At 74.2% G+C, this 26,383-nt stretch carries 24 protein-coding genes and 2 pseudogenes; 16 read left to right on the top strand and 10 right to left on the bottom strand.

The features are described 5' to 3' along the window. Positions 1-22: 22 nt before the first annotated feature. Complete coding sequence (locus tag QK442_RS30650; protein ID WP_282697352.1) at positions 23-358, bottom strand: DUF952 domain-containing protein; 336 nt, start codon at positions 356-358, stop codon at positions 23-25. Positions 359-472: 114 nt separating this feature from the next. Between QK442_RS30650 and QK442_RS30645 the strand changes: the two genes are divergently transcribed. The 5 genes from QK442_RS30645 (at position 473) to der (ending at position 5,535) form a co-directional block, all read left to right on the top strand. Next, complete coding sequence (locus QK442_RS30645; RefSeq protein WP_282697351.1) at positions 473-889, top strand: YidB family protein; 417 nt, start codon at positions 473-475, stop codon at positions 887-889. A 122-nt stretch (positions 890-1,011) separates the two neighbouring features. Next, positions 1,012-2,100 (top strand): prephenate dehydrogenase, encoded by a 1,089-nt coding sequence (locus tag QK442_RS30640; protein ID WP_282697350.1) that lies wholly within the window; start codon positions 1,012-1,014, stop codon positions 2,098-2,100. A 568-nt stretch (positions 2,101-2,668) separates the two neighbouring features. Next, entirely contained in the window at positions 2,669-3,370 is a 702-nt protein-coding gene (cmk, locus tag QK442_RS30635; RefSeq protein WP_282697349.1) for a (d)CMP kinase, read from the top strand. Further along, a complete protein-coding gene (locus QK442_RS30630) occupies positions 3,367-4,011 on the top strand; it encodes a lysophospholipid acyltransferase family protein (protein ID WP_282697348.1) in 645 nt (214 codons plus the stop codon). The genes cmk and QK442_RS30630 overlap by 4 nt, the downstream gene beginning before the upstream one ends. A gap of 75 nt (positions 4,012-4,086) precedes the next feature. After that, positions 4,087-5,535, top strand: a complete 1,449-nt coding sequence (der, locus tag QK442_RS30625) for a ribosome biogenesis GTPase Der (protein ID WP_282697347.1) — start codon at positions 4,087-4,089, stop codon at positions 5,533-5,535. A gap of 81 nt (positions 5,536-5,616) precedes the next feature. Here der and QK442_RS30620 read toward each other — a convergent pair whose 3' ends face one another. Both QK442_RS30620 and QK442_RS30615 read right to left on the bottom strand, forming a co-directional pair. After that, positions 5,617-5,892, bottom strand: coding sequence for a hypothetical protein (locus QK442_RS30620; RefSeq protein ID WP_349239695.1), 276 nt, complete (start codon positions 5,890-5,892; stop codon positions 5,617-5,619). Between the two features lie 179 nt (positions 5,893-6,071). Next, positions 6,072-6,854: a hypothetical protein gene (locus tag QK442_RS30615; protein ID WP_282697345.1), complete on the bottom strand. Its 783-nt coding sequence runs from the start codon at positions 6,852-6,854 to the stop codon at positions 6,072-6,074. Positions 6,855-7,276: 422 nt separating this feature from the next. Between QK442_RS30615 and QK442_RS30610 the strand changes: the two genes are divergently transcribed. Continuing rightward, complete coding sequence (locus tag QK442_RS30610) at positions 7,277-7,909, top strand: transglycosylase family protein (RefSeq protein ID WP_282697381.1); 633 nt, start codon at positions 7,277-7,279, stop codon at positions 7,907-7,909. Positions 7,910-7,922: 13 nt separating this feature from the next. Here the strand turns inward: QK442_RS30610 and QK442_RS30605 are convergent, their stop codons facing one another. The 3 genes from QK442_RS30605 to QK442_RS30595 are packed head-to-tail and all read right to left on the bottom strand — an operon-like array spanning position 7,923 to position 11,493. After that, positions 7,923-8,570 carry an ATP-binding cassette domain-containing protein gene (locus QK442_RS30605; RefSeq protein ID WP_282697344.1) on the bottom strand — a complete coding sequence of 216 codons (648 nt, stop codon included), beginning with the start codon at positions 8,568-8,570 and terminating at the stop codon, positions 7,923-7,925. After that, a complete protein-coding gene (locus QK442_RS30600) occupies positions 8,567-11,098 on the bottom strand; it encodes an ATP-binding cassette domain-containing protein (protein WP_282697343.1) in 2,532 nt (843 codons plus the stop codon). Before QK442_RS30600 ends, QK442_RS30605 begins: the two co-directional genes overlap by 4 nt. Then, positions 11,086-11,493, bottom strand: a complete 408-nt coding sequence (locus QK442_RS30595) for a hypothetical protein (RefSeq protein ID WP_282697380.1) — start codon at positions 11,491-11,493, stop codon at positions 11,086-11,088. The genes QK442_RS30600 and QK442_RS30595 overlap by 13 nt, the downstream gene beginning before the upstream one ends. A gap of 142 nt (positions 11,494-11,635) precedes the next feature. Between QK442_RS30595 and QK442_RS30590 the strand changes: the two genes are divergently transcribed. The 4 genes and pseudogenes from QK442_RS30590 to QK442_RS30575 all read left to right on the top strand — a co-directional run bounded on the left by QK442_RS30590 (position 11,636) and on the right by QK442_RS30575 (position 14,662). After that, the gene (locus tag QK442_RS30590; RefSeq protein ID WP_349239697.1) at positions 11,636-12,163 is read left to right on the top strand and encodes a hypothetical protein; all 528 of its coding nucleotides are present in this window, start codon (positions 11,636-11,638) and stop codon (positions 12,161-12,163) included. Further along, a pseudogene (locus tag QK442_RS30585) lies at positions 12,141-12,518 on the top strand (ABC transporter substrate-binding protein); the annotation flags it as partial. The gene QK442_RS30590 and the pseudogene QK442_RS30585, both read left to right, overlap by 23 nt. Further along, positions 12,502-13,314, top strand: a pseudogene (locus tag QK442_RS30580) (ABC transporter substrate-binding protein); the annotation flags it as partial. The pseudogenes QK442_RS30585 and QK442_RS30580, both read left to right, overlap by 17 nt. A gap of 64 nt (positions 13,315-13,378) precedes the next feature. Continuing rightward, entirely contained in the window at positions 13,379-14,662 is a 1,284-nt protein-coding gene (locus QK442_RS30575; RefSeq protein ID WP_282697341.1) for a glycosyltransferase, read from the top strand. Positions 14,663-14,686: 24 nt separating this feature from the next. Here QK442_RS30575 and ctaD read toward each other — a convergent pair whose 3' ends face one another. After that, positions 14,687-16,378: a cytochrome c oxidase subunit I gene (ctaD, locus tag QK442_RS30570; protein WP_282697340.1), complete on the bottom strand. Its 1,692-nt coding sequence runs from the start codon at positions 16,376-16,378 to the stop codon at positions 14,687-14,689. A gap of 293 nt (positions 16,379-16,671) precedes the next feature. Between ctaD and QK442_RS30565 the strand changes: the two genes are divergently transcribed. Beyond that, a complete protein-coding gene (locus QK442_RS30565) occupies positions 16,672-16,887 on the top strand; it encodes an I78 family peptidase inhibitor (RefSeq protein ID WP_282697339.1) in 216 nt (71 codons plus the stop codon). Between the two features lie 69 nt (positions 16,888-16,956). On the opposite strand, the gene QK442_RS30560 is transcribed toward QK442_RS30565, so the two are convergent. After that, positions 16,957-17,853: a phosphatase PAP2 family protein gene (locus QK442_RS30560; RefSeq protein WP_349239694.1), complete on the bottom strand. Its 897-nt coding sequence runs from the start codon at positions 17,851-17,853 to the stop codon at positions 16,957-16,959. A gap of 409 nt (positions 17,854-18,262) precedes the next feature. On the opposite strand from QK442_RS30560, the gene QK442_RS30555 reads away from it, so the two are divergent. Then, on the top strand, positions 18,263-20,017 hold the full coding sequence (locus tag QK442_RS30555; RefSeq protein WP_282697337.1) for an MFS transporter: 1,755 nt from the start codon (positions 18,263-18,265) through the stop codon (positions 20,015-20,017). Between the two features lie 97 nt (positions 20,018-20,114). Here QK442_RS30555 and sepF read toward each other — a convergent pair whose 3' ends face one another. Continuing rightward, positions 20,115-20,549 (bottom strand): cell division protein SepF, encoded by a 435-nt coding sequence (gene sepF, locus QK442_RS30550; protein ID WP_282697336.1) that lies wholly within the window; start codon positions 20,547-20,549, stop codon positions 20,115-20,117. A 381-nt stretch (positions 20,550-20,930) separates the two neighbouring features. On the opposite strand from sepF, the gene QK442_RS30545 reads away from it, so the two are divergent. The 3 genes from QK442_RS30545 to QK442_RS30535 all read left to right on the top strand — a co-directional run bounded on the left by QK442_RS30545 (position 20,931) and on the right by QK442_RS30535 (position 24,173). Beyond that, entirely contained in the window at positions 20,931-22,166 is a 1,236-nt protein-coding gene (locus QK442_RS30545; RefSeq protein WP_282697335.1) for a DUF5685 family protein, read from the top strand. Positions 22,167-22,264: 98 nt separating this feature from the next. Further along, positions 22,265-23,089 carry a DUF1684 domain-containing protein gene (locus QK442_RS30540; protein ID WP_282697334.1) on the top strand — a complete coding sequence of 275 codons (825 nt, stop codon included), beginning with the start codon at positions 22,265-22,267 and terminating at the stop codon, positions 23,087-23,089. A 229-nt stretch (positions 23,090-23,318) separates the two neighbouring features. Further along, on the top strand, positions 23,319-24,173 hold the full coding sequence (locus QK442_RS30535) for a S1 family peptidase (RefSeq protein ID WP_282697333.1): 855 nt from the start codon (positions 23,319-23,321) through the stop codon (positions 24,171-24,173). A 53-nt stretch (positions 24,174-24,226) separates the two neighbouring features. Here the strand turns inward: QK442_RS30535 and QK442_RS30530 are convergent, their stop codons facing one another. Beyond that, positions 24,227-25,264 (bottom strand): DUF3533 domain-containing protein, encoded by a 1,038-nt coding sequence (locus QK442_RS30530; protein ID WP_282697332.1) that lies wholly within the window; start codon positions 25,262-25,264, stop codon positions 24,227-24,229. Positions 25,265-25,530: 266 nt separating this feature from the next. Between QK442_RS30530 and QK442_RS30525 the strand changes: the two genes are divergently transcribed. Beyond that, positions 25,531-26,383, top strand: an 853-nt coding sequence (locus tag QK442_RS30525; protein WP_282697331.1) for an alpha/beta fold hydrolase, incomplete at its 3' end; no start/stop codon positions are given.

The raw sequence follows: 26,383 nt of genomic DNA, 5'->3' as shown, positions 1-26,383 counted from the left end.
CCCGCAACACGCCGGGGCCCGGCTAGACCCAGGGCGCCAACTCCCTCGCACGGCCGTCCGCCTCCCGCAGCACCTCCAGGACGGCGGTCACCGCACCCCGCTCGACCGGCCCGTACACGTGCGGGAAGACCTGGTCCTCCGAACCCTCCCAACGGACCTCGCCGGAGAGCAGGGACTCGTCGATCACCAGCACCAGGAGCGGGCCCGGCACGTCCCGGTAGTGCGCGTCGGCGACGGCGAGCGCCGCCTGCTCGTCCGGCGAGCAGTGCACGAAGCCCTCGGCGGCGAGCGACGGCGGGGCGTAGGGGAGACCGGGGTCCGCGGACCACTCGTCCAGGGGCACGACATGGAGCAGCATCCGCCTTTTCTACCCGCTCGCCGGGCCGGCGCTCACCCCGGGTGGTGGGATGTCTGTGTATGGGTGACATTGAGGCTGTTCGACAGCGATGCTCACCGGAGGAAAGGCGGAACCATGGCGGGAAACGACCTCGGCAGTCTCCTCGGCCCCCTGCTCGGCGGGGACGGGGGCCGGAACGGCGTTCTGGGCTCGCTGCTCGGCGCCCTCGCGGGCAGCGGCGGCGCAGGGGGCAAGGCGGGGCAGAACCCGCTCGGCGGGCTCCTCGACATGCTCACCAGGTCGGGCCTCGCCGAACAGGCCCAGTCCTGGATCGGCACCGGCGAGAACAAGCCCGTCGACGGCACCCAGATCGCCCAGGCCCTCCCCGACGAGACCCTCCAGAAGGTCGCGCGGGAGGCCGGGGTCACCCCGCAGCAGGCCGCCGACGAGCTCGCGCAGTCGCTGCCGCAGGCCGTCGACAGGCTCACCCCCGGCGGCGCCCTGCCCGAGGGCGGCTCCCTGGAGGAGATCATCCGCGCCCAGCGGCTCTGAACCGGGCAGGCCACGCACGCCGCGCCCGCCCCGTGTCTCGCGGGGTGGGCGCACGCGCGCGTGCGGGCGGCGGCTGACTAGGCTGGGCCCTCTCCACCCCATGCCCTCAAGGACTTCACCCCGTGAGAACAGCGCTCGTCATCGGAACCGGACTGATCGGCACCTCCGCCGCCCTCGCCCTCGCCGGCCGGGGCGTCACGGTCCACCTCCGCGACCACGACCCGGCGAGCGCCCGGACCGCCGCCGCGCTCGGCGCGGGCACCGACGCGGAGCCCGAGGGGCGGGTGGACCTCGTGATCGTCGCCGTACCGCCGGCGCACACCGCCGCCACCCTCGCCGACGCCCTGCGCGCCGGCCTGGGCCGGGGCTACCTCGACGTGGCCAGCGTCAAGGGCGGCCCGCGGCGGGAGCTGGAGGCGATGGGCCTCGACCTCACCGCGTACATCGGCACCCACCCCATGTCCGGCAAGGAGCGTTCCGGCCCGCTCGCCGCCGGCGCCGACCTCTTCGAGGGCCGGCCGTGGGTGCTCACGCCCACCCGGGACACCGACACCGAGGTCCTCAACCTCGCGCTCGAACTCGTCGCGGTCTGCGGGGCCGTGCCCGTCGTCATGGACGCCGACGCCCACGACCGGGCGGTGGCCCTCGTCTCCCACACCCCGCAGCTGGTCTCCTCGATGGTCGCGGCGCGCCTGGAGGAGGCGGAGGAGTCGGCCGTACGGCTCTGCGGGCAGGGCATCCGGGACGTCACGCGGATCGCCGCGTCCGACCCGCGCATGTGGGTGGAGATCCTGTCGGCCAACCCCGGGCCGGTCGCCGACGTCCTCTCCGGCGTCGCCGCCGACCTCGACGAGACCGTACGGGCGCTGCGCTCCCTCCAGTCCGCGGACGAGGAGAAGCGTCGGGAGGGCATCGCGGGCGTCGAGGACGTGCTGCGGCGCGGCAACGCAGGGCGCGCGCGGGTCCCCGGCAAGCACGGTGCCGCCCCCGCGACCTACGAGGTCGTCGCGGTCCTCATCAGCGACCAGCCCGGCGAGCTGGCCCGCATCTTCGCGGACGCGGGGCGTGCGGGGGTCAACATCGAGGACGTCCGCATCGAGCACGCGACCGGGCAGCAGGCGGGCCTCGTCCAGCTCATGGTCGACCCGTCGGCGGCCCCCGCGCTCGCCGCGTCCCTCCGCGAACGAGGCTGGTCCCTCCGCACCGGCTGACCCCCCGCCGCGCGGCGCCCACCCCGCGCCCGGGGCCTGCGCGCCCGGCGCCGCGGTTCCGTTCCGTTGTGGGCAATCGTTCCTCCTCCAAGGACTTCATCCAGGGGGTGCCCCCAGGGCGTGGTGGTCCCCCCCCCGGACGAAGTCTGGGGGAGGGTGGGCACAACGGAACGGCACCCTCTGCGGGTGCCTCCGCACCGGTGCCTGGACCCGCACCACGGGTGCGCCGCGCACGGGGTGCGGGCTCAGGCGCGGAAAGCCTGGGCCCGGCAGAGGGCGCCCTCCCTGTGCCCACCCGTCCCTCTCCCAAGGACTACGTCCAGGGGAGACCCCCAAGCGGGACGATTGCCCACAGGGACGGCGGGCGCAGCCCACACGGTGACGGGGACCGCAGCCCATACAGGGGTGCAGCGGAGCGCAGCCCCGGCGGGCACCGCGCAGCGAGAGCCGCGCCCGCGTGGGGCGGCGTGCGGGCCGCTGGGCCGAATGGGGGTGGGGGACTCGGTAACCTTGTAGGGGTTCCGGACTGCCGCCGGGGCCCCACCCACCCAGGAAGGTCACCCTCACCGTGGAATCCGTGATCGTCGCCATCGACGGCCCCTCCGGCACGGGCAAGTCGAGCACCTCGAAGGCGGTCGCCGCCAAGCTGGGGCTGAGCTACCTGGACACCGGCGCCCAGTACCGGGCCATCACCTGGTGGATGATCAGCAACGGGGTGGACGTCACCGACGCCGACGCCGTGGCGAACGCCGCCGGCAAGCCCGTCATCGTCTCCGGCACCGACCCGTCCCGGCCCACCATCACCGTGGACGGCGTCGACGCCTCGGGGCCGATCCGCACCGAGGAGGTCACCTCCCGGGTCAGCGCGGTCAGCGCCGTCCCCGAGGTGCGCACGCTCATCACCGAGCTCCAGCGGACGATCGCCCGCGAGGCGGAGGCCGGCATCGTCGTCGAGGGCCGGGACATCGGGACGACCGTCCTCCCGGACGCCGACCTGAAGATCTTCCTCACCGCCTCGCCGGAGGCCCGCGCCGCCCGCCGCTCCGGCGAGCTGAAGGGCACCGACGTACGGGCCACCCAGGAGGCCCTGGCCAAGCGGGACGCGGCCGACTCCAGCCGCAGGACCTCCCCGCTCGCCAAGGCCGACGACGCCGTCGAGGTCGACACCACCGAGCTCACCCTTGACCAGGTCATCGAGTGCGTCGTCACCCTGGTGGAGTCGAGGCGGAGCGCGACCGCAAAGCCGGAGAAGCGGGCGGCCGCCAAGTGACCCAGCCCTCCGCGAAGGGCGCCGCCGTCGGCCGTCGCATCGGCATCGGGCTGATGTACGGCTTCTGGAAGCCGCGCGTGCTCGGCGCCTGGCGGGTCCCTGCCACCGGCCCCGTCATCCTCGCCGTGAACCACGCGCACAACATCGACGGCCCCATGCTCATGGGCACCGCCCCGCGCCCCGTGCACTTCCTCATCAAGAAGGAGGCGTTCGTCGGGCCGCTGGGCGGTTTCCTGGAGGGCATCGGGCAGCTCAAGGTCGACCGGGAGTCCACCGACCGGAAGGCGATCGGCAACGCGCTGGGCGTGCTGGAGCAGGGCGGTGTCCTCGGGATCTTCCCCGAGGGGACCCGCGGCGAGGGCGACTTCGCCTCGCTCCGCGCCGGCCTCGCCTACTTCGCCGTCCGCAGCGGCGCCCCGATCGTCCCGGTGGCGGTCCTGGGAAGCACCGAGCGGCCCGGACGGCTGGTGAAGGGGCTGCCCGCCCTGCGCAGCCGGGTGGACGTCGTCTTCGGAGAGCCCTTCGAAGCAGGCGACGGCAGCGGGCGGCGTACCCGCAAGGCGCTCGACGAGGCCACGCTCCGCATCCAGGAGCACCTCACGGAGCACCTGAAAAACGCCAGGCGCCTCACCGGGCGCTGAGCGACACTCTCAGTAGTGGCCCCACGGCTCCGGCCTCCGGGACCACCGACCACGAATGATCAAGGAACGGACTTCATGAACGACCAGCACGACCACGGGGCACTTGGCGACGCCGAGTACGCGGAGTTCATGGAGCTCGCCGCGGAAGAGGGCTTCGACATCGAGGACGTCGAGGAGGCGATCGAGGAGGCCGGCCACGGCCCGCTCCCCGTCCTCGCCGTCGTCGGCCGTCCGAACGTCGGCAAGTCGACCCTGGTGAACCGCATCATCGGCCGCCGCGAGGCCGTCGTCGAGGACCGGCCGGGCGTCACCCGCGACCGCGTCACCTACGAGGCCGAGTGGGCCGGCCGCCGCTTCAAGGTCGTCGACACCGGCGGCTGGGAGCAGGACGTCCTCGGCATCGACGCCTCCGTCGCCACCCAGGCCGAGTACGCCATCGAGGCCGCCGACGCCTGCCTCTTCGTCGTGGACGCCACCGTCGGCGCCACCGACACCGACGAGGCCGTCGTCAAGCTGCTCCGCCGCGCCGGCAAGCCGGTCGTCCTCGCCGCCAACAAGGTGGACGGCCAGTCCGGCGAGGCCGACGCGGCCATGCTCTGGTCCCTGGGCCTCGGCGAGCCGTTCCCCGTCTCCTCGCTGCACGGCCGGGGCACCGGCGACCTCCTCGACGAGGTCCTGAGGAAGCTGCCCGACGCCCCCGCGCAGACCTTCGGCAAGGCCGTCGGCGGCCCCCGCCGCATCGCCCTCATCGGCCGCCCCAACGTCGGCAAGTCCTCGCTGCTCAACAAGGTCGCGGGCGAGGACCGCGTGGTCGTGAACGAGCTGGCCGGCACCACCCGCGACCCGGTCGACGAGCTGATCGAGCTCGGCGGGAAGACCTGGAAGTTCGTCGACACGGCGGGCATCCGCAAGAAGGTCCACCTCCAGGCCGGCGCCGACTACTACGCCTCCCTCCGCACGGCCGCCGCCGTCGAGAAGGCCGAGGTCGCGGTCATCCTCATCGACACCACCGACCAGATCTCGGTCCAGGACCAGCGGATCATCACGATGGCCGTCGAGTCCGGCCGCGCCATCGTCATCGCCTACAACAAGTGGGACGAGCTCGACGAGGAGCGCCGCTACTACCTGGAGCGCGAGATCGAGACCGAGATGCAGCAGGTCTCCTGGGCCCCCCGGGTCAACGTCTCCGCGAAGACCGGCCGCCACATGGAGAAGCTGGTCCCGGCGATCGAGACCGCCCTCGCCGGCTGGGAGACCCGCGTCCCCACCGGCCGGCTCAACGCCTTTCTCGGCGAGCTGGTCGCCGCCCACCCGCACCCGATCCGCGGCGGCAAGCAGCCCCGCATCCTCTTCGGCACCCAGGCCGGCACCAAGCCCCCGCGCTTCGTGCTCTTCGCCTCGGGCTTCCTGGAGGCGGGCTACCGCCGCTTCATCGAGCGCCGGCTGCGCGAGGAGTTCGGCTTCGAGGGCACCCCGATCCACATCTCGGTCCGCGTGCGCGAGAAGCGCGGCAAGAAGAAGTAACCCGCGCCAGGAGCACGGCCGAGGGCCGGAGTCGTACGGTACGACTCCAGCCCTCGGCCGTTTCTGCTTCCGCCGGCCCGCTCAGTGGCTTCTGCGCGGGGCCGGCGGCAGCGCCGCCTGCGGGGGATGGTGCTGCGCCGACCAGGCCGCCGGATACGCCGTGTGCTGGTGGCCGTGGTAGCCCGAGAACCCCGAGAGGCCCGTGCTCCGCACCGTGCCGAAGGCCCGGAACACCAGGTCCTCCTCGCCGCTGCGGTCACCCGGAAGCGTGCGGAACGACCGGCGGTACTCCGAGTACAGGGCGTCGAAGATCGGCGTCGCCGAGAAACCGGCCGGGCCGTCCTGCGCCGGGCGCATGGCGGGGATCGGACTCGGATGCGGCTGGGGGAAAGGGTCGTATGCGTGCACGTAGGTGCCAACGACCCCGCCGCCCGTGGGATGCGGGCGGCTCTCCGAAAGAGGCGCCCGCCGGGGCCGCGGCACGGTCGGGACCCCGGACGGACGCACCGGCCCTATCCCGGGACGCCCCCCGTCCATCAGGTACCGGCCAGCGGCATCGCGGCGGCGACCAGGCGCCCGTTCACCGCGGCCTTCTCCAGGGCGTCGCGCAGCAGGTCCTCGCGCGGCTGCTGGCCGATGGAGCCGACGGGCGCGGCGAAGACGAGGACCGTGTGCGACTTGTTGGCCGCCGCGCGCCAGCCCTCGGTGACCTGGAGCGGCTGGTGCGCCTGCCACCAGGCGGACTGGCCCGCGCCGCCCGCGCCGGGCTGGAGCACCGAGTGCAGCTGGCCCATCGCGACCAGGACGGACCAGCCGGGCAGCGCGGCCGGCTTGGTGTTCAGGTCGGAGACCGGCTGGAAGCCCTGCTCCGTGAGGAGCGACAGGAACTCGTCGGTGAGCCCGCCGGAGCCGGGGCGGGCCACCGGGGCGGTCGGCTCCACGACCAGCGCCGGGTGCAGCTCGCCGTCGATCAGTACGAGACCGCTGGTGACGCCGAGCACGGCCTGCTCGGGGTGGGCGGCGGACAGCGCCTCGGCCGCGTCGGCGGCCGTGATGGAGGCGACGGCCCCCTGGAGCTGCTCCTCGGCGACCCGGACGACCTGCGACGGGATGCAGCTGGCGTGGGCGAACGCGAGGACCGCGGTCTCCTCGCCGACGAACAGCACCGTGGAGGTGCGCTCCTGCTCGGAGTCGCCCGGCGTGCGGCAGGAGGTGCAGTCGTAGCTGCCCGGGGCGTTGTCGCCGGCGAGCAGCCGGTCGGCTTCTTCGTCGCCGATCTCGGCGCGTACGTCCTCGCTGACGTCGAGCATGCGCGGCACGGAGGGCTCCCTGGAGTCGGTACGGACGGACCCCGGGCCTTTCCCGGGCGTCTCATGCCGAGTTCAACGGGCCAGGCGCGGGAGGGGTCACGCGCCGAAGGGAGGCAACTTGCCGCCGGCCCGTGCGGAGGCGGGCGGGAAGCGGCGCGCCGGGGGGCGCGGGGAGGGGCCGGGCGCGGGTACCTCCGACCGGGTGGGAAGTGAACGGTGTTCCGCGCGGCACGGGTCCGGCCCCTGGAGGCCCGACCTAGCCTGCGGCGATGTCGATGATCCGATTTTGGACAGCCGGCTCGCTCGCGGCGGCCTCCGCGGCGGCGCTGCTCGCCCTCCACCAGGCGCCCGTCGCCGTGGCGGCGCCCGGCGACGACGGACCGGGGCGGGCCGGGGTGCCCGGCGCGCCCGCGCTGCCGCCGCCGCCCGCCGTGCCGGACGCGGCGGAGCTCGCCGGGACCCTCGCCGAGGCCGGGGCGGGCGAGGCCGCCGCCGCGCTCGAAGCCGCCGCGGCCGCCGTCGCGGAGGCCCGGGGCGACGGCACGGGCACGACCGGGAACGGTGCCGAAGGGACCGGGGCCGAAGGGACCGGGGCCGTTCCGCCGCCGCCGTCGGCGGGACCGGGGGGCGTGCCCGCGTACGCCTGCGCCGAGGACCAGTGGCCCTGGGGCTGCATCGCCGAGTGCGAGAGCAGCGGCCGCTGGGACGTCAACACCGGCAACGGCTACTACGGCGGGCTCCAGTTCTGGCAGCCCACCTGGATCGAGTTCGGCGGCCTCAGGTTCGCCCGCCGCGCCGACCTGGCCACCCGTCAGCAGCAGATCACCGTCGCCGAGGACGTCCTCCGCGTCCAGGGCTGGGGCGCCTGGCCCGTCTGCTCCAAGCGGTACGGGCTCAGCGGCCGCGTCCACACCGTGCAGGCCGGCGACACCCTCGCCGCCATCGCCCGCCGCTTCTCGATCAAGGGCGGCTGGCAGCGGCTGTACGAGGCCAACAAGAGCGTCATCGGGCCCGACCCGGACCGGCTGTACATCGGCATGATGCTGCGGATCGCGCCCCTCTGAGCCCACGGAGCCCTCACGTGGGACGGGGCTCCGCCGCCTCGCCGCTGAACACGCGGGCGCCGCGGCGCAGTTCGTGGAGGAGGGTGCCGGGCGGCAGCCCGTCCGGCACCTTCTGCTCGGCAAGCACCACCGCCGTGCCGTCCCGCGCGGCGAGCTCGGCGAGCAGCGCGTACGTCCGCGCCGCGACCGGCGGTGCCATGCCCAGGGCCGGTTCGTCCGCCAGGACCACCCGCGCCGGTCGCAGCAGCGCCCGCGACACGGCCAGCATCCGCCGCTCCCCGCCGGAGAGCGTCCCCGCCGTCCGGGACAGCAGCGGGAGGAGGGCGGGGTACGGCACCGGGGCGGGCGGCCCCGCGAGCGCCAGGTTCTCGGCGACGGTCAGCCCCTCGTACACCGCGCCCCTGTCCGGTACGAGGCACAGCCCGCGGCGGGCCCGCTCGTACGGCGGCAGCCCTGTCACGTCCTCGCCGTGCCAGAGCACCCGGCCCGCGGCGAGCCGTACCGTCCCGGCGAGCGCGCGCAGCACCGTGGTGCGGCCCGCGCCGTTCCGGCCGACCAGGACCGTCACCGTGCCCGCGGGGACCGGCAGGTCCAGGCCGTGCAGGGCCTCCAGGGGGCCGTAGCGCACCCGGGCGCCGCGCAGCTCCATCTCGACGCTCATGACCGGAGCCCGCCCCCCTCCATGGTGTGGACGGTACGGGCGATGCCGGCGACGAGGTCCGGGTCGTGCTCGACCACCAGGACCGTCAGGCCGTCGGCGGCGAGCGCGGCGAGCAGCCGGGACAGGGCCGCCGCCTCCGCCGCGTCCAGGCCCGCCGCCGGCTCGTCCAGGAGGAGCGTGTGCGGCCGGCCCGCGAGCGCCCGGGCCAGCTCGACCCGGCGCAGCGTCCCGGTCGGAAGGCCCGCGGCGGCCCGGTGCCGTACGGGTCCGGCGAGGCCGGTCAGGAGCAGCGCCCGCTCGGTGGCGGCGTCCGGGGACTTCCGGCGGTGGCCGTGCTCGGCGCCCACCCGTACGTTCTCCTCCACGGAGAGGGACGGGAAGACGGCGAGCCGCTGGAACGTCCGGGCGATCCCCAGCCGGGCCCGGACGTGGGCGGGCCGGCGGGTGATGTCCTCGCCGTCCAGGACGACCCGGCCGCGGCGGGGCCGCGCCGCACCGGCCAGACAGTCGAAGAGCGTGCTCTTCCCCGCCCCGTTCGGCCCGACGAGCGCGGTGACCTGGGCGGTCGGCAGCGCGAGACCGACGTCCCTCAGGGCCGTCACCCCGCCGCGGTGCGTGAACCACAGGCCCTCCGCCCGGAGCCGGGCGGCCCGGTCGCCGGGCGGCGGGCGGAGGGGGGCCGCGAGGGGCGGGACCGGCGCGGACCTCCCCGCGGCCGGGGGCGGGCGGCCGGGCGAGGCGCGGGAGGCGCGGGAGACGAGGGGGGTGAGGGGAGCGGTGAGGAAGGAGGTCAGGGGCGGGAGGTGGGTGCGGGTGGCCAGGACGCCCAGGACCACCGCCGCCACGCCGGCCGGGCCCGCCGTGTCCAGGGCCAGGAGGAGGGGGGCCGCCAGGAGGGGGGTGAGGAGGTTGTCCGCGCCGAGCGTCACCACCGCGGCGAACCAGAGGAGGCCGCGTACGGGGTCGAAGGCGGCCGGGTCGAAGGCGTGGACGCCCATCGTGAGCAGGCCGCCGCCCAGGGCCGCCAGGGCCGCGCCCAGGCCGAAGGCGAGCAGTTTGTGGGTGCTCGCGCCGATGCCGGCCGCCTCCGCGCCCGCCTCGTGGTCGCGGAGCGCGGCCAGCGCCCGGCCGGTGCGGCCCCGCCGGAGGGCCGCGACCAGGAGGAGCGCGGCGGCGAGGAGGGCCAGCTCCAGGAGGTAGTAGGCGCGGTCGTCGGCGAAGCCCGCCGGGCGGTCCGGGGGCGGAAGCCCCGCCGTCGCGTACGGCTGGTCGAGGACGAAGCGGCTCACCGCCACGCCCACCGCGAGCGTGGCGAGCGCCAGGGCGAGCCCGTGGCGGCGGATCGCGGGACCGGCGGTCAGCAGGCCCGCCACGCCGGTCAGCGGCACCGCGAGCGCCAGGGCCAGGAGCTCGGGCAGGCCGGCCGCCGCGAGCAGGAGCGTGAAGAGGGCGCCGAGACCCGCGTACGCCGCCTGGCCCAGTGCGAGCTGCCCCGTCCGGCCCGTCACCACGACCAGCGACAGCAGGACGATCGCAAGCGCCGGGACCTGCACCGCCGTGCGCAGGTCCGGGCCCGCGAGGGCGAGGGGGAGCAGGAAGCACAGCGCGGCGACCGGCCAGACGGACGGCGGCGTGCGGCCGCCGCGGGGCGCCGGCGGCAGCGCGTCGCGGCCCTTGCCGCCGATGCCCGGCAGGACCAGGGCCGCGACGAGCAGCGCCACCACGAACAGGTTCGCCCCCACCGCCCGCACCAGCGGCTCCGCCCAGCCCTCCGGGTGGAGCCGGGTCAGCTGGGCCTGGGCCGCCCCGATGAGCAGCGCCGCGCCGATCGCCACCGGCAGCGACCGCATCCGGGCGATCACCGCGACCGCCATCACCTCAAGGACGAGCAGCGGCAGCCCGTACGGGTCGAGCCGGACGTACGGGGCGAGCAGCACGCCCGTCAGGCCGGCCGTGAACGCGCCGAACGCCCAGCCCGCCGCCGCGATCCGGTCCGCGTCCACCCCGGAGAGGACCGCGAGCGGCCGGTTGTCGACCACCGCCCGCAGCTCCCGGCCGAAGCGGGTCCAGCGGGTCACCGCCGTCACCGCGCAGGCCACCGCCACCACCGTCGTGAGCTGCGCCCACGGGTCGCGGCCGAGCAGCGCCGGCGCGTCGTTCCGCGCCCCGCCGCCCCACAGCAGCACCGCCCCGCCGACGAGGAGGACGAAGACGCCGATGGAGGCGACCAGGGTGCGGCCCTGCTCGGCGCCGGCGCGGGCCAGGGGACGGAAGACGGCCCGGTCGAGGAGGAGGCCGATCCCCGGTGCCACCAGGAGCAGCGTGACCAGGGCGGCCGGCCACAGCGGCCACCCCCACACGACCGCCAGCTGACGGAGCACGTACGCGCAGACCATGGCGACCGCGCCGTGCGCCAGGTTCAGCACCCCGGTCGCCCGGTGGGTGACGATCAGGCCGATGCCGGTGAGCGCCGCCGCGCTGCCGATCGCGAGGCCGGCCAGCGTCAGCTCGTACGTCAGGGAGGCCACGGCTCACACACCGGGCAGGGCGCGAGCTCCGCGTCCCCGGCCGCCGGCACCGCGTCCGGCCGGTCCGCGACCAGCGGGCAGTCCGGGCGGTGCGCCAGCGTCCCGCCGGGGACGCGCAGCGGCGGGTCGTCGGAGGAGGGCGGGGGAGGACCGCCGGTCTCCTCCTCCGTGTCCGGGGCTGCTGGTTCCGGGCCCGGGGTGTCGGTGCGGGCCGCCGCCGCGAGCAGTACCGCGCCCGCCACGATCAGCGCCGCCCCCGGCACCGTGCACGAGGCCAGGTAGGGCAGCTGGCGCTCGGCGAAACGCTCGCCGGAGATCCCGTACCAGCCGAGGACGCACAGCAGCGCGCCCCCGGCGGCCGCCACCAGGCCGCCCCGCCACAGGAGCCGCGCCATCGGCACGAGCAGCCTCCCTCGCCACACTCCTTCTGGTCCTTTCCTCGACTATGCCCCGCATTCTTGCGGTCTGCCCCGTATCGGCCCACCCTGGAACCGTCAAGGCCGCAACGGCCCGCACGGACATCCGGTGGTGAGCCAGATGGTTCTCAGACAGCTCCTCAAGCGACGCACGACCGCCTTCGCGGCCGCCGCGGTGCTGCTCCTCGCCCCACCCCTCGCGGCCTGCTCGGACGACGAGCCCGCGACCGGCAACCAGGTCACCTCCGTCCCGCCGCCCCCCACGACGGCCCAGCCCCCGGCCGCCGAGGAACCGGACGACCCGGCCGCCGCCCGGGCGGAGATCACCCGGAACTGGGAGGCGTTCTTCTCCGCCGACACCCCGCCCGCCGAACGGGTGAAGCTGGTGGAGAACGGCGAGGAGATGCAGGACGTCCTCGCCGCCTTCGCCAACAACCCCCAGGCCGCGGCGAGCACCGCCAAGGTCACCGGCATCGAGTTCACCTCCGCGAGCGGCGCCGACGTGACCTACGACCTGCTGGTCGGCGGCAACCCGGTACTGCCCGACTCCTCTGGCACCTCGGTCCTCCAGGACGACACCTGGAAGGTCTCCGAGAAGACCCTGTGCGGCCTGGTGAAGCTCAGCGGTGTCACCGTCGAAGGCTGCTGAGGCGGTCGCGGCGCGCCTCCCGGCCCTGCTGCTCGCCCTCCTCCTCGCCCTCCTCGCGGGCTGCGGCAGCCGGCTCCCGGAGAGCGCCTTCGAGACGCGGCCCACCGCCCACCCCTCCGGCGGTGAGCCGCTCCGCGTCGGCATCATCACCAGCGCCACCAGCCCCGTCGGCGGCCGGGCCCTCACCGGGCCGCGCGACGGCGCCCTCGCCTTCTTCGACGCCCTGAACGCCGCCGGGGGCCTCGACGGGCGCCGGATCGAGGTCGAGACCTGCGACGACGGCGGCAGCGGCGTCGGCAACACCGCCTGCGTCCACCGGCTCCTCGACGAACGGAAGGTCTTCGCCCTGGTCGCCACCACCGCCCGGCTGGGACGGCACCCTGTACGGCGGGACCGAGGTCTACCGCTGGTTCAAGCGCGAGCAGGGGGCCAGGACCGCCGCCGTCGTCTCGTACAACCAGGCCGCCTCCGCCGCCTACGCCCGGCTCGTCGCCCAGGGGCTGCGCGCCGAGGGCTACCGGGTCGTGACCGAACAGGTCGACTTCGTCCTGCCCGACTTCCGGGCCGTCGCCGCCGATCTGCGCGCACGCCGGGTCGACCTCCTCTTCGACGCGCTGGACGCGCACGGCAACGTCCGGCTGTGCGAGGCGATGGAGCAGCTCGGCGTCCGTGTCACCGCCAAGGTGACGAACGTGCAGAACTGGTCCTCCGCCGTGGCCCGCGACTACGCCCGCGCGCCGGGCTGCCGCGCCTCCCTCTGGGTGACCGGGTCGAGCCGCAACTTCCAGGACACGGACCACCCGGAGGTCCGTGCCTTCCGGGCCGCGATGGGGGAGCGGGCCGACTCCCAGTGGAAGCTGGAGGGCTGGGCGGCGGCCCTGTGGTTCACCGACGCGGCCCGCTCCTGCCTCGACCGCCCCGACGGGGACGGACTCACCCGGGAGTGTGTCGAGGCGTACCTGAACCGCCCGGAGCCGTACACCGCCCGGGGATTGCTGCTCCCCGTCCGCTTCGAGCACCTGGACCGGCCGCCCGCCACCCGCGAGACCTGCCTCTCCGTGGCCCGCTGGCAGGACGGGCGGGGCTGGGTGAGCCAGGGCGAGATGACGCGGAACTGCGCCACCGTCCCCCAGCTCGGTTACCGGCCGTGAGGAAGAGGGCCGCTGGAGCAGTACAGTCGCCAGGACCGACCAACTGACCGGGGGGAACCGGCAGATGCGCATCTCCTTCCTGCTCCACAACGGCTATCACTACGGCGGCACCATCCGGACCACCTTCACCCTCGCCGAACAACTGGCGGAACGTCACGAGGTGGAGATCGTCTCGGTCTTCCGCCACCGTGACCGGCCCCGCCTCGGCCTCCCGTCGGGGGTGACTCTCCGTCACCTCGTCGACCTGCGGAAGGACGGACCGGGGTACGACGGCGACCACCCCGACTTCCACCGCCCCGCCCGCGTCTTCCCGCGCGGCGACGGGCGCTGGAAGCAGTACAGCGCGCTGACCGACGCGCGGATCGGGGACCACCTGCGCGGGGTGGAGGCCGACGTCCTCGTCGCCACCCGGCCGGGGCTCAACGTCCAGCTGGCCCGGCAGGCCAGGCCCGGCCCCGTCCTCGTCGCCCAGGAGCACCTGATCCTGGACGGGCACAGCTACCGGCTGCGCCGGGACATCGCCCACGAGTACGGGCTCCTCGACCTCGTCACCACCGTCACCGAGGCCGACGCCCGCGCCTACCGGAAGCTCGGCCTGCCCGCCGCGGTCCGCGTCGAGGCCGTCCCCAACGGCGTGCCAGCGCCGTCCGTCCCGCCCGCCGACCCGTCCGCCCGGGTGATCGTCGCGGCCGGCCGGCTCACCCGGGTCAAGCGGTACGACGTCCTCGTCGACGCCTTCGCCGAACTGGCCGCCGACCACCCGGACTGGACCCTGCGGATCTACGGCAGCGGCGACGCCGCGCAGGACCTGCGGGGCGCGCTGTCCCGGCAGATCGAGGCACGGGGACTCGGCGGACGGGTACGGCTGATGGGCCAGGTCCAGCCGATGGAACCGGAGTGGGCGAAGGGCTCCATCGCGGCGATGACCTCCGAGCGCGAGGCCTTCGGGATGACCGTCGTGGAGGCGATGCGGTGCGGCCTCCCGGTGGTCGCCGCGGACTGCCCGCACGGGCCGCGCGAGATCGTCGAGGACGGGGTGGACGGACGGCTCGTGCCCGTCGGCGACCCCGGCGCGGTCGCCCGCGCGCTCGGCGAGCTGATGGCCGACGAGGAGCTGCGGGCGAAGGCGGGCCGGGCGGCCCTCGCGGCGGCGGAACGCTTCGACCCCGCGCGGATCGCCGCCCGCCACGAGGAGCTGTGGACCGCGCTCCTCGACCGCCGCACGGGCCGCCGCGCCCACTCGCCCGGCGCCGCCGCACGCCACGCCTGGACGGGCCGCGCCGTCGACGCCGCCTACACCGCCAAGGCCGCGGCGGGCCGCACCCTGCGCCGCCTCGGCCTGCGCTGACGCCCTCGGGCCCGGCCGCCCGACCTACCGGCCCCGGGCCGGCGGGGACGGCGGCGGGCTCGTGAGCCGCATCCGCTCGTAGTCGGCGAACTCCGGGTGGTGCAGGTCGAAGGCGGGGGACTCGGAGCGGATCCGGGGCACCTCCAGGAAGTTGTGCCGGGGCGGCGGGCAGGAGGTGGCCCACTCCAGGGACCGGCCGAAGCCCCACGGGTCGTCGGTCTCCACCTTCGGCGCGTACCGCCAGGTCCGCCACACGTTGTAGAGGAACGGCAGGGTGGAGATCCCGAGCAGGAAGGCGCCGATCGTCGACACCGTGTTGAGCGCCGTGAAGCCGTCCGCGGCCAGGTAGTCGGCGTACCGCCGGGGCATCCCCTCCGCGCCCAGCCAGTGCTGGACGAGGAAGGTGAGGTGGAAGCCGGCGAAGAGGGTCCAGAAGTGCATCTTCCCGAGCCGTTCGTCGAGCATCCGGCCGGTGAACTTCGGCCACCAGAAGTGGAAGCCGGCGAAGGTCGCGAAGACGACCGTGCCGAAGACCGTGTAGTGGAAGTGGGCGACGACGAAGTACGAGTCGGTCACCTGGAAGTCCATCGGCGGCGAGGCCAGGATCACCCCGGTCAGGCCGCCGAAGACGAAGGACACCAGGAAGCCGGTCGCCCACAGCATCGGGGTCTCGAAGGAGAGCGAGCCCCGCAGCATGGTCCCCGTCCAGTTGAAGAACTTCACCCCGGTCGGCACCGCGATGAGGAAGGAGAGGAAGGAGAAGAACGGCAGCAGTACCGCCCCGGTCGCGAACATGTGGTGCGCCCAGACCACCACCGACAGACCGGTGATCGCCATGGTGGCGGCGATCAGGCCCCCGTACCCGAAGATCGGCTTCCGGGCGAAGACCGGGAGGATCTCGCTGACGATGCCGAAGAACGGCAGGGCGATGATGTAGACCTCGGGGTGGCCGAAGAACCAGAAGAGGTGCTGCCAGAGCAGCGCCCCGCCGTTGCCGGGGGCGAAGGTCAGCGCCCCGAACCGCCGGTCGGCCTCCAGGGCGAGCAGCGCCGCCGCGAGGACGGGGAAGGCGATGAGCACCAGGATCGCGGTGAAGAGCACGTTCCAGGTGAAGATCGGCATCCGGAACATGGTCATGCCCGGCGCCCGCATCCCGATGATGGTGGCGAGGAAGTTCACCGAGGTGAGGATCGTGCCGAAGCCGGAGAGCGCGAGCCCCATGATCCACAGGTCGGCGCCGACGCCGGGGGAGCGCTCCGCGCTGTTCAGCGGGGCGTAGGCGGTCCAGCCGAAGTCGGGCGGTCCGCTCGGGGTGAGGAAGGAGCCGACCACCATCAGCCCGCCGAGGAGGAACAGCCAGTACGAGAACATGTTGAGGCGCGGGAAGGCCACGTCGGGCGCGCCGATCTGGAGCGGCACCAGCTCGTTGGCGAAGCCGGCGAAGGTCGGGGTGGCGAAGAGCAGCAGCATGATCGTGCCGTGCTGGGTGAACGCCTGGTTGAACTGCTCGTTGGAGAGGAACTGCAGCCCCGGCCGGGCCAGCTCGGCCCGCATCGCCATCGCCAGCAGACCGGCGAACAGGAAGAAGAGGAACGAGGTCGCCAGATAGAGGTGACCGATCTTCTTGTGGTCGGTGGTGGTGAGCCAGCCGACCAGGATCCGGCCGTGCCGCTGCCGCCCCGATTCCGCCGTCGTGGTCGCCACCTCGGTACTCATCGGTGCCTCCGCCCGTGTTCCGTTCTCCGGCGTCCGGTCAGCGTAAACACGGTGTGGGGGAAGGGTGCGGGAGCCGCGCGCGGACTTCCGTACATTTCGCTGCTTGGCCCCTTCCGACCGGAATTCCGGACGACCGCGATACCTTCCCGAACGGTTCGTACGAACCTCCGGCCGCTTTTTCGAATTGACGGAGAAACAGCCGGGAACGGGCCTTCCGGCGGGGCCGCCGCGGCCCGGCCGGCTGTCGGGAAGTTGTGACGCAAGCGTGACCGGCAGGGGACTAACGTGGCCCCATGGCATCCCACCCGCGCATCCCCGAACCGCCCCGAGACACGCCCGAGTCCTATGTGGGCCTCGACGCGGACGGCGCCGCCCGGCTCGCCCGGACACGCGGCTGGCACGTCGTCAGAGCCCTTCCGCCCGGTGCGATCGTGACCATGGAGTACGTCACCGGACGGATCAACTTCGAGGTCGAGGACGACACCGTCACCCGCTGCTGGATCGGCTGACGGCGGACAGCGGGAAGGGCCCCGGCCGGTGCGGCCGGGGCCCTTCCCGTACGGAGGGGGTGTGCCGGGTCAGGCGGTGAGCCGGTCCGACGGCCTGCCCCGGGCGGGCCTGGCGTGGCTCGCCGCCGTACCCACGGTCTCCCGCGCGGGCTCCTCCCGGTCCGCGGGGGCCGGGAAGAGGCGGGGACCGCCGGACGCCACCGGCAGCGAGGGCACAAGCCGGCGCCGGGCCCGCAGCCGCTCCCTGATCCGGTCCCGCCGGTCCAGGACCCAGGACTCCACCACGGCGATGACCGGCTCGCACCAGGGCAGCGCGAGCAGGATCAGCAGGCCGGCGGCCCAGCCGAGCAGTACGTCGCTCAGCCAGTGCGTCCCGAGGTAGACCGTGGTGAGGCCGACGCCGAGCGCGACCACGGCGGAGAGCGCCGACAGATAGCGCCGGGCCCGCGGGGTGGTGGCGAGGTAGGCCAGGATGCCCCAGGTCACCACCGCGTTCGCGGTGTGACCCGAGGGGAATATGTCGCCGCCCGCGAACAGTTCGGCCGAGCCGATCTGTGTCGCGTAGTGGGGGCCGAGCCGGCCGAGTCCGAGCTTCACCGCCCCGACGGTGACGTTGAGGAGCAGCAGCGCCGCGCCGAGGGAGAGGAGCGGCCGCAGGGTGTGCTGGCGCCAGGAGCGCCACCCCAGCCAGGCCGCCACCATCACCGCCGTCGGACCGCGCTGGCCGAGGACGACGTAGTAGTCCAGGAAGGCGTGCAGCTCCGGCCACTGCTGATAGGGCCGGAAGAGCATGATCTTCCAGTCGAGGGTCACCAGCCAGGTGGACAGCAGTACCGCCACCACGATGAGGAGGTAGAACGCCGACGTCCCGCCGAAGAGGGCGAGACGCGTCCGGGTCATCCGCGGGACCTCTATCTTCGGCGGGACCGGCTCCCGGTCCAGCCGGGCAAAGATGTCGGTACGCACCCAATCGACGTTACAGGGGGCGGGTAGCCGCCCCGGGCGATCCGCACCCTTCGTGATGACGATGTGATGTGGAACGGGTCTCGGTCGTCCGCCTTTTCCGGACTCCCGTCGGAAAATCCGATGACCTTCCGCCCTATTGCCGCCGGAGGTGATTCCGGAAGCCTGTTTGTATGGCACGGAATTACTTCAAACACCCGTCCGTGCGGAATTCCATGCGACGCGCGGGCCGGGCGGAGTGGCGTACGCCACACCCGGAGCCTCGCCGGGGTGAGAGGTGCGCCACCCACTCGGGCTCCGCACTCGCGTACGCTGACGGCTCACTCGCCCCTCGTCGCCGTGCCGCCCCGCGCACATCAGCCCTGGTCGGCGGCGTCCGCCGAGCGCGAGAGCGTCACTTGGAGGTAGGTATATGTCGCGGACGATCACGGCCCGAGCAGGACGGCGCGCCGACGGCGGCGCCAACCGCTGGGCCGTCCTCGTCGTCCTCTGCGTCAGCCTCCTGCTGGTCGCCCTCGACGCGACCATCCTCCACGTCGCCGTCCCCTCGCTCACCGAGAACCTGCGGCCCGGCGCCACCGAGCTGCTCTGGATCGTCGACGCCTACCCGCTGGTCTGCGCCTCGCTGCTGATCCTCTTCGGCACCCTCGGCGACCGGATCGGCCGCCGCCGGGTGCTGCTCCTCGGCTACGGCCTCTTCGGCGCCTCCTCGGCCCTCGCCGCCCTCGCCACCGAGCCCTGGGTCCTCATCGCGGCCCGCGCCCTGCTCGGCGTCGGCGGCGCCATGATCATGCCGGCGACCCTCTCCATCATCCGGACCGTCTTCCCGGACCGGCGCGAGCGCGCCACCGCCATCGGCATCTGGACGGCGGTCGCCGCGATCGGCGCCGCCACCGGGCCCGTGCTCGGCGGCTTCCTCGTCGAGCACTACTGGTGGGGCTCCGTCTTCCTCATCAACATCCCGCTGATGGCGCTGATCCTGCCGCTCGCCCGCCGGCTGCTGCCCGAGTCCCGGGGCGGAGCCGAAGGCCCCTGGGACGTCCTCGGCGCGCTGATGGCCGCGGCCGGCGTCCTCGGCTGCGTCCTCGGCGTGAAGCGCGTCGGCGCCGGCGAACCGCCGCTCTCCGCGCTCACCGCGGGGCCGCTGCTCGCCGGGGCGCTGCTCCTCGTCCTCTTCGTCCGGCGCCAGCGGCGCAGGCCGCACCCGCTCATCGACACGCGGCTCTTCTCCCGGCCCGCCTTCACCACCTCCGTCGGCTGCATCGTCCTCGCCATGCTGGCCCTCGTCGGCCTGGAGCTCATCGCCGTCCAGTACCTTCAGCTGGTCCTCGGGCTCAGCCCCCTGGAGACCGGGCTCCGGCTCCTCCCGCTCACCTTCGCCGCCATGGCGGCCGGCGCCACCGGCTCGTACACCCTGCGCAGGATCGGCCCCCGGCGGATGGTCGGCTGGGGCTTCCTGCTCACCGCGGGAGCGGTGCTGCTGCTCACGCTCATGGGCCAGCACGACCGGCCGCTGCTGCTCACCGGGGGCTTCGTCCTGCTCGGCTTCGGCCTCCAGACGACCCTCTTCTCGGCGTACGAGTCGATGCTCAGCGAGGCGCCACCGCGCAGCGCGGGCGGGGCGGCGGCGATCGGCGAGACCTCGTACCAGCTCGGCGCGGGCATGGGCATCGCCCTCCTCGGCAGCGTCATGAACGCCGCGTACGCCCCCGGTCTCGCGAACGTCCCCGGCGTGCCGGCGGAGGCGAGCGGCGCCGCGGCGAACTCGCTCGGCGAGGCGTACCAGGTGGCCGACCGGCTCGGCGGCGCGGCAGGACAGGCCCTGCACACGGCCGCGCGCCACGCCTTCGTCGACGGACTGCACCTGACGCTCTTCGTGAGCGCGGGCCTGCTCGTCACGGGCGCCGTGATGGCCCTCCGGCTGCCCCGGGTGATGGAGTCGCCGGTGGACGTCGAGGCGGCCGTGGAGGAGGCGGAGGCGGAAGCCGCGGCGGAAGCGGCCGCGAAGGCCGCGGCGGCGGCTCCGTCGGTGGCCGGGGGAGCGTCGGCTTCGGCGGCGGGCAGGGTGCCCGGGCAGTCGGTCGTCTCCCCGGCCGATCCGGACGGGCCGGGGCCGTGCGCCGGTCCGGCGGAGACGGTGAGCGGCGGGGCCGCCAGGACCCGCTGAGCGGCGCGCCCCTCCGGACGTGCGACCGGCCCGGAGCCGCGAGGGCGGGTCCGGGCCGAAGGTGGTTCAGGTGGTGCCGCGCGCGTGGGCCCGGGCGTCAGCTCTGGTTGAAGAAACCGTCCTGCCGACGGCGGCCGGACTCACCGCTGACGATCTCCGTGTCGGCCGGGGTCAGCAGGAAGACCCGGGTCGCGACGCGCTCGATCGAGCCGCGCAGCCCGAAGGCGAGACCGGCGGCGAAGTCGACGACCCGCTTGGCGTCGTTCGGCTCCATGGCGGTCAGGTTCACGATCACCGGGACACCGTCCCGGAAGAGCTCGCCGATGCTCCGGGCGTCCCGGAAGCCGTCCGGCGAGACGGTGGCGATGCGGCGGCCCCGTTCCTCGGCGGTGTCCGTGGCGACCCGGACCCGGGGATCCGTCACCCAGGCGTCTCCGCTCTCGGCACCGTCGGCGTACTCGTCGTCGTAGTAACGCTCGTCGTTGTCCTCGACGAGTCCCAGCCAGGCACTCGCCTTGCGCACCGATCCCATGGACGCCTCCTTTCACGCGGTCACTGCGGTCACTTGTGGTTCCGCAATCCCTATCGTCGTCCATGATGCGGATCGCGCGCCAAGTGGATAGGCGCCGCACAGGGGATTCGTGACGGTACTGGTGCAGAACGTGAGGGCCGTTTTCTGGCGATTCGTCAGGAAACTTGGGGTATGCGGGGCCTGACGGAGGGCCATGTTGCTGAAAATATGAAAGTCGGTCTGGAAGGGTGATGTCGGGCGCGTACGGGTGAACAGGCCCTCGCTACGATGCCGCGAGGCCGTTCGGCGATTCCCCGGGGGACACCCCCGGGAACGTTCCGTGCGGCCTGTCGTGCGCTCCGCGCGCGGCACGCTCTCGCACCGCGCCACGGGGGAACGGAAATGTTCGGAATCGTCAGACCCTGCACGCACCGGCTCACCGACGGTCTCAAGACCCAGTGGATGGCCCATCTCTGCGGACTGTGCCTGGCACTCCGCGCCGACCACGGCCAGTTCGCCCGGATCGTCACCAACTACGACGGGCTCATCGTCTCCGTCCTGACGGAGGCTCAGACCGGCGTCACCGGCGCGGGACGGCGCACCGCCGGCCCCTGCCCGCTGCGCGCCATGCGCACCGCGCCCGTCGCCCGCGGCGAGGGCGCCCGGCTCGCCGCCGCGGTCTCGCTCGTCCTCGCCTCGGCCAAGGTCCGCGACCACGTCGCCGACCGCGACGGCCTCCTCGCCCGCCGGCCGGTCGCCGCCGCGGCCCGCCGGGTCGCCCGCTCCTGGGACCGGGCCGGCGCCCGGGCGGGCCACGCGGTCGGCTTCGACACCGCCGTCCTCGTCGACGCCGTCGACCGCCAGACCGGGATCGAGGCCCTCGCCGGGCCCGGCACCCCGCTCCTCGTCGTCACCGAACCCACCGAGACCGCCACCGCCGCGGCCTTCGCGCACACCGCGCTCCTCGCCGGCCGGCCGGGGAACGCCGAACCGCTCGCCGAGGCGGGCCGGCTCTTCGGCCGCCTCGCCCACCTCCTCGACGCCGTCGAGGACCAGGCCGCCGACGCGGAGGCCGGCGCCTGGAACCCGCTCACCGCCACCGGCACCTCCCGCGAGGAGGCCCGCCGCCTCGCCGACGACGCCCTGCACGGCATCCGGCTGGCCCTGCGGGACGCCGAGTTCACCGACGGCAAGCTCGTCCACCAGCTGCTCGCCCACGAACTGCGCGCCTCGGTGGACCGCGCCTTCGGCACCACGACCTGCTCCCACGGCACGCCGGGCCCCGCGCAGGGGAACCCGTACGCGAACGGGGGGCCCGGGGCGCACGGCCCCTACGGGGGCGGGAGCGGGAATCCGTACGGTGGCGGCGCGGGCGGGCCGGGCGGCCCCGGCGGCGGGCTGCCGCCGCAGTTCGGCGAGGGGGCGCCGAAGGCCCCCAAGCCGCGCGGCTTCCTCGCCGGTTGTGCCATGTTCACCTGGCTGTTCTGTACCTGCCGGATCTGCTGCGCCGAGAAGTACGAGGGGCCCTGGTCCCGGAAGAAGCGCGAGGGCTGCTGCCACAAGGGCGACTGCTGCAACTGCAATGGCTGCGACTGCGGCGGCTGCGACTGCTGCTGCTGTCCCTGCGACGGCTGCTGACGCCCCGTCGGGTCCGGTGTCTTCCGTACGGAGTACCCCGCCACGACGCCCCGCCCGCACCCCGGCCTTCCGGTGCCGGTGTGGAAAGGTGGAACACCATGAGCGACACCCACGACAGCCGAGGCCCCGGCGGTACGGAGACCGACCCCCGCGCGGACTGGCGGCACTGGCACGAGCAGCGCGAGGCGGCGGTGGCCTCCTCGTACGGCCCGCTCTCCCTCACCGGCACCCACTGGCTCGCGGACTTCCCCGACGGCCGTCTGCCGGACCTGCCGGGGGAGTGGCGGGAGGACGGCGACGAGGTGGTCCTGACGGCGGGCGCCGACGAGGGGATCACCGTCGACGGCAAGCCCTTCGCCGGGACCGTCCGGCTCACCGCCGACCACGGGCCGATCCACGAGTCCCGGGTCGAGTCGGCGGGCCGCCGGATCGTGGTGATGCGCCGCGAAGGGCTGTGGGCGGTAAGGGACTTCGACCCCGGATCGGCGGCGCGGCGGGCCTTCCGGGGCATCGAGGCCACGCCGTACGACCCGCGCTGGGTGGTGCCGGGGGTCCACCGGCCGTACGAGGGGACACGCAGCGTCCGGGTGCGGAACGCGGACGGCAAGGAGCGCGGGCTCGGGCTCTCCGGCGAGGTGTCCTTCGAGCTCGACGGGCGGGCGCACACGCTCCAGGTGGCGGTGGAGGCGGACGGTTCGCTGTGGGCGGTCTTCGCGGACGCCACCAGCGGGCGGTCCACCTTCCGCTTCCGTTTCCTGCGTCCGGCGGCGCCGGCGGCGGACGGCTCGGTGACGGTGGACCTCAACCGGGCGCTGCTGCCGCCCTGCGCCTTCGTGGACCACTTCATCTGCCCCTTCCCGCCGCCGGGGAACACCCTCGACCTCGCCGTGGAGGCGGGGGAGCGACGGGTGCTGACCGCCTGACCGGGGGTCTTCCGGCTTTCGGACGACGGGTGCCCCCGGCCGGTGCGGGCGGGGGCACCCGCGGGTCCGGCGGTCCCGTGCCGTGCGAGGCGGTCTTGTGCCCGTGGCCGGAAGGCGGCACCATCGCTGGCGGTGGATGTCAGGGACACGTCACCTGATGGCGCCTCACGGGCCTTTCACCCCCCGGGCCCCCTCCGCTTTTCCCCCCCAGAAGGATGTGAGGAGCACAGTGAGGATCAAGCGCACCCGTCTGCTCGCCGTCGCCGCCGGACTCGCGGCCGTCACCGCCCTCGGACTCCCCGGAGCCCAGGCCGCCCCGAGCCCCGGACCGGCCTCGGCCGCCCAGCTGGCCCGCGCCGAGAGCGCGGTCGACGCCGCCGGCGTCGGCGGCACCGCCTGGTACGTCGACAAGGCCGCCGGCCGGCTCGTCGTCACCGCCGACTCCACCGTCACCGAAGCGGGTCTCGCCAAGCTCCGCGCGGCGGCCGGCGCCGACGCCGGGGCCCTGCGCGTCCAGCGCACCCCCGGTGTCTTCAAGCCCCTCCTCGGCCCGGGCGACGCCATCTACGGCAGCGGCTACCGCTGTTCGCTCGGCTTCAACGTCCGCAGCGGCAGCACGTACTACTTCCTCACCGCGGGCCACTGCGGCGACGTGGTGAAGACCTGGTACGCCAACTCCGCCCAGTCCACCCTGATCGGCGCCACCGTCGGCTCCAGCTTCCCGGGCAACGACTACGCCCTGGTCCGCTACGACAACACCTCGCTCTCCCACACCGGCGGCTTCACCGCTGCCGACGCCTACGTCGGCGAGCCGGTCAAGCGGTCCGGCTCCACCACCGGCACCCGCAGCGGCACCGTCACCGGCCTGAACGCCACCGTGCACTACTCCGGCGGCGGCACCGTGCGCGGCATGATCCAGACCAACGTCTGCGCCGAGCCGGGCGACTCCGGCGGCGCGCTCTACGACGGCACCAAGGCGCTCGGCCTCACCTCCGGCGGCAGCGGCAACTGCTCGACCGGCGGCGTCACCTTCTACCAGCCGGTGCCGGAGGCCCTGGCCAAGTACAAGGTCTCCCTGTACTGATCTCCGGAACGACGTGGGGCCCCGCCGCGGCGGGGCCCCACGCGTACGCCGGTTCAGACCCTGGCCCCGTCCACCTCCGCCGCGATCGGCTCGCCCTCCGGCGTCCGCTTCAGCGAGGCCGTCACCAGCGTCACCGCGGCGCCGACCACCGCCCAGGCGGAGAGCACCAGCATCGAGGCGGTCATGTCGTTGCCCTTGAAGTACGCGATCGAGCGCGCCGCCCAGGTGCCCGCGCCCGGCGGCAGGGCCGGGCCGATCGCCTTCCAGAACGGTGGCAGCATCGGCGCGGGGAAGGCGCCGCCGGCGCTCGGGTTGCCCAGGACGACCACGAGCAGGATCGCCAGACCGATGCCGACGATCCCGAAGACCGACTGGAGCGCGAGGGTCGCCGCCCCGACCGCGAAGACGACCAGGGCGCCGAGTCCCCACAGGGCCGCGACGGAGCCGGGCAGCGCGCCCAGGACCGGGCCGACGATCACCGCGCCGCCGAGGCCGCCGAGGGCGGAGTAGAGCGCGAGGACGCCGAGCCGGATGACCGCCCGCTCGCGGTTGGCGGGCCGTGAACCGGCGCTGATGGCGAGGATCGCGGCGCAGATGTAGCCGCCGACGCACCAGCCGACCACCAGGTAGAAGGCCGAGAGCCCGTCGAAGTCCTGCGGCGAGGCCGGGGCCACGTCGACCGTCCGCACCTCCCGCTGCTGGGCCGCCTCCACCTCGGTGAAGATCTTCTCCAGGGCCGAGGAGAGCACGGTGCCGCCGCCGGAGGCGACGAGCAGGGTGTCGGTGCGGCCCGCCGGGTTCACGATCAGGGCCCCGTCGATCTCCCGGTTCAGGACCATGTCCCTGGCCTCGTCCGCGTCGGCGACCGGCCGCGGGTCGAGCGGGTCGCCGGGCAGCTGCTCCAGTCGGTCCACCAGGCCGTCGGCCACCTGCGGGGGCGCGACCACGCCGAAGGGCACCTCCGACGGCTTCGGGTTGTGCAGGGCTCCGACGTACGAGGTGATGAAGAGGAGCTGGAGGGCGAAGACCCCGACGACGAGCAGGGCGGCTCGGGGGGTGACGGCGCTTTTCAGTTCGTCGACGAGACTCATGCCCCCAGGCTCCGGGGCGGGGTGCGCCCCCGCAGGCGGGAAGGGGCCGAACGGAGGACGGGCGGAGCGCCGGGGGAGAGGTGCGTACCGGGGGAGAGACGGGGGGCGTGCGCCGGGGAGCGACGACGCGCTCAGTTTTTACCGACGCGTAACTTCCCAGCCGGTAACACCCGTGCGTAACTTGGCGGAGAACCATCCCCACTTGTGGTCCGGGCCACAGGGCACAGCACCCCCACCATCCCCTTGAGCCGCAAGGAGATCGTCCGATGCTGCCCTGGAAACACCTGACCAGAGCGCTGTCCGTCCTGCTCCTGACCGTCGCCGCCGTCCTCGCCCCCACCGCCGCCGCCCAGGCCGCAGCCCCCAGCCGTGGCTGGAACGACTGGACCTGCAAGCCCTCCGCCGCCCACCCGCGTCCGGTCGTCCTCGTCCACGGAACCCTCGGGAACTCCGTCGACAACTGGCTCGCCCTCGCCCCCTACCTGGTGAACCGCGGCTACTGCGTCTACTCGCTCGACTACGGGCAACTGCCGAACGTGCCCTTCTTCCACGGCCTCGGCCCCATCGAGAAGTCCGCGGGACAGCTCGACGCCTTCGTCGACAGGGTCCTCGCCGCCACCGGCGCCCCCGAGGCCGACCTCGTCGGACACTCGCAGGGCGGCATGATGCCCCGCTGGTACCTCAAGTTCCTCGGCGGGGCCGAGAAGGTGAACGCGCTCGTCGGCATCGCCCCCGACAACCACGGCACCACCCTCCTCGGCCTCACGAGGCTGCTGCCGTACTTCCCCGGCGCCGAGGACCTCATCAGCTCCGCCACGCCGGGCCTCGCCGACCAGATCGCGGGCTCCGCCTTCCTCACGAAGCTCAACGAGGGCGGCGACACCGTGCCCGGCGTCCGCTACCACGTCATCGCGACCAAGTACGACGAGGTCGTCACCCCGTACCGCTCCCAGTTCCTCACGGGGCCGAACGTCACCAACGTCCTCATCCAGGACAAGTGCGCCCTCGACCTCTCCGAGCACGTGGCCATCGGCACGGTGGACCGGGTCGCCTTCCACGAGGTCGCCAACGCCCTCGACCCGGCCCACGCCACCCCGACCACCTGCCTGTCGGTGATCG

Source organism: Streptomyces sp. CC208A (genome assembly GCF_030010625.1).
Taxonomy (GTDB): Bacteria; Actinomycetota; Actinomycetes; order Streptomycetales; family Streptomycetaceae; genus Streptomyces.
Note: the sequence above shows the minus strand (reverse complement) of the source record. Positions and strands in the feature narration are given on the sequence as shown.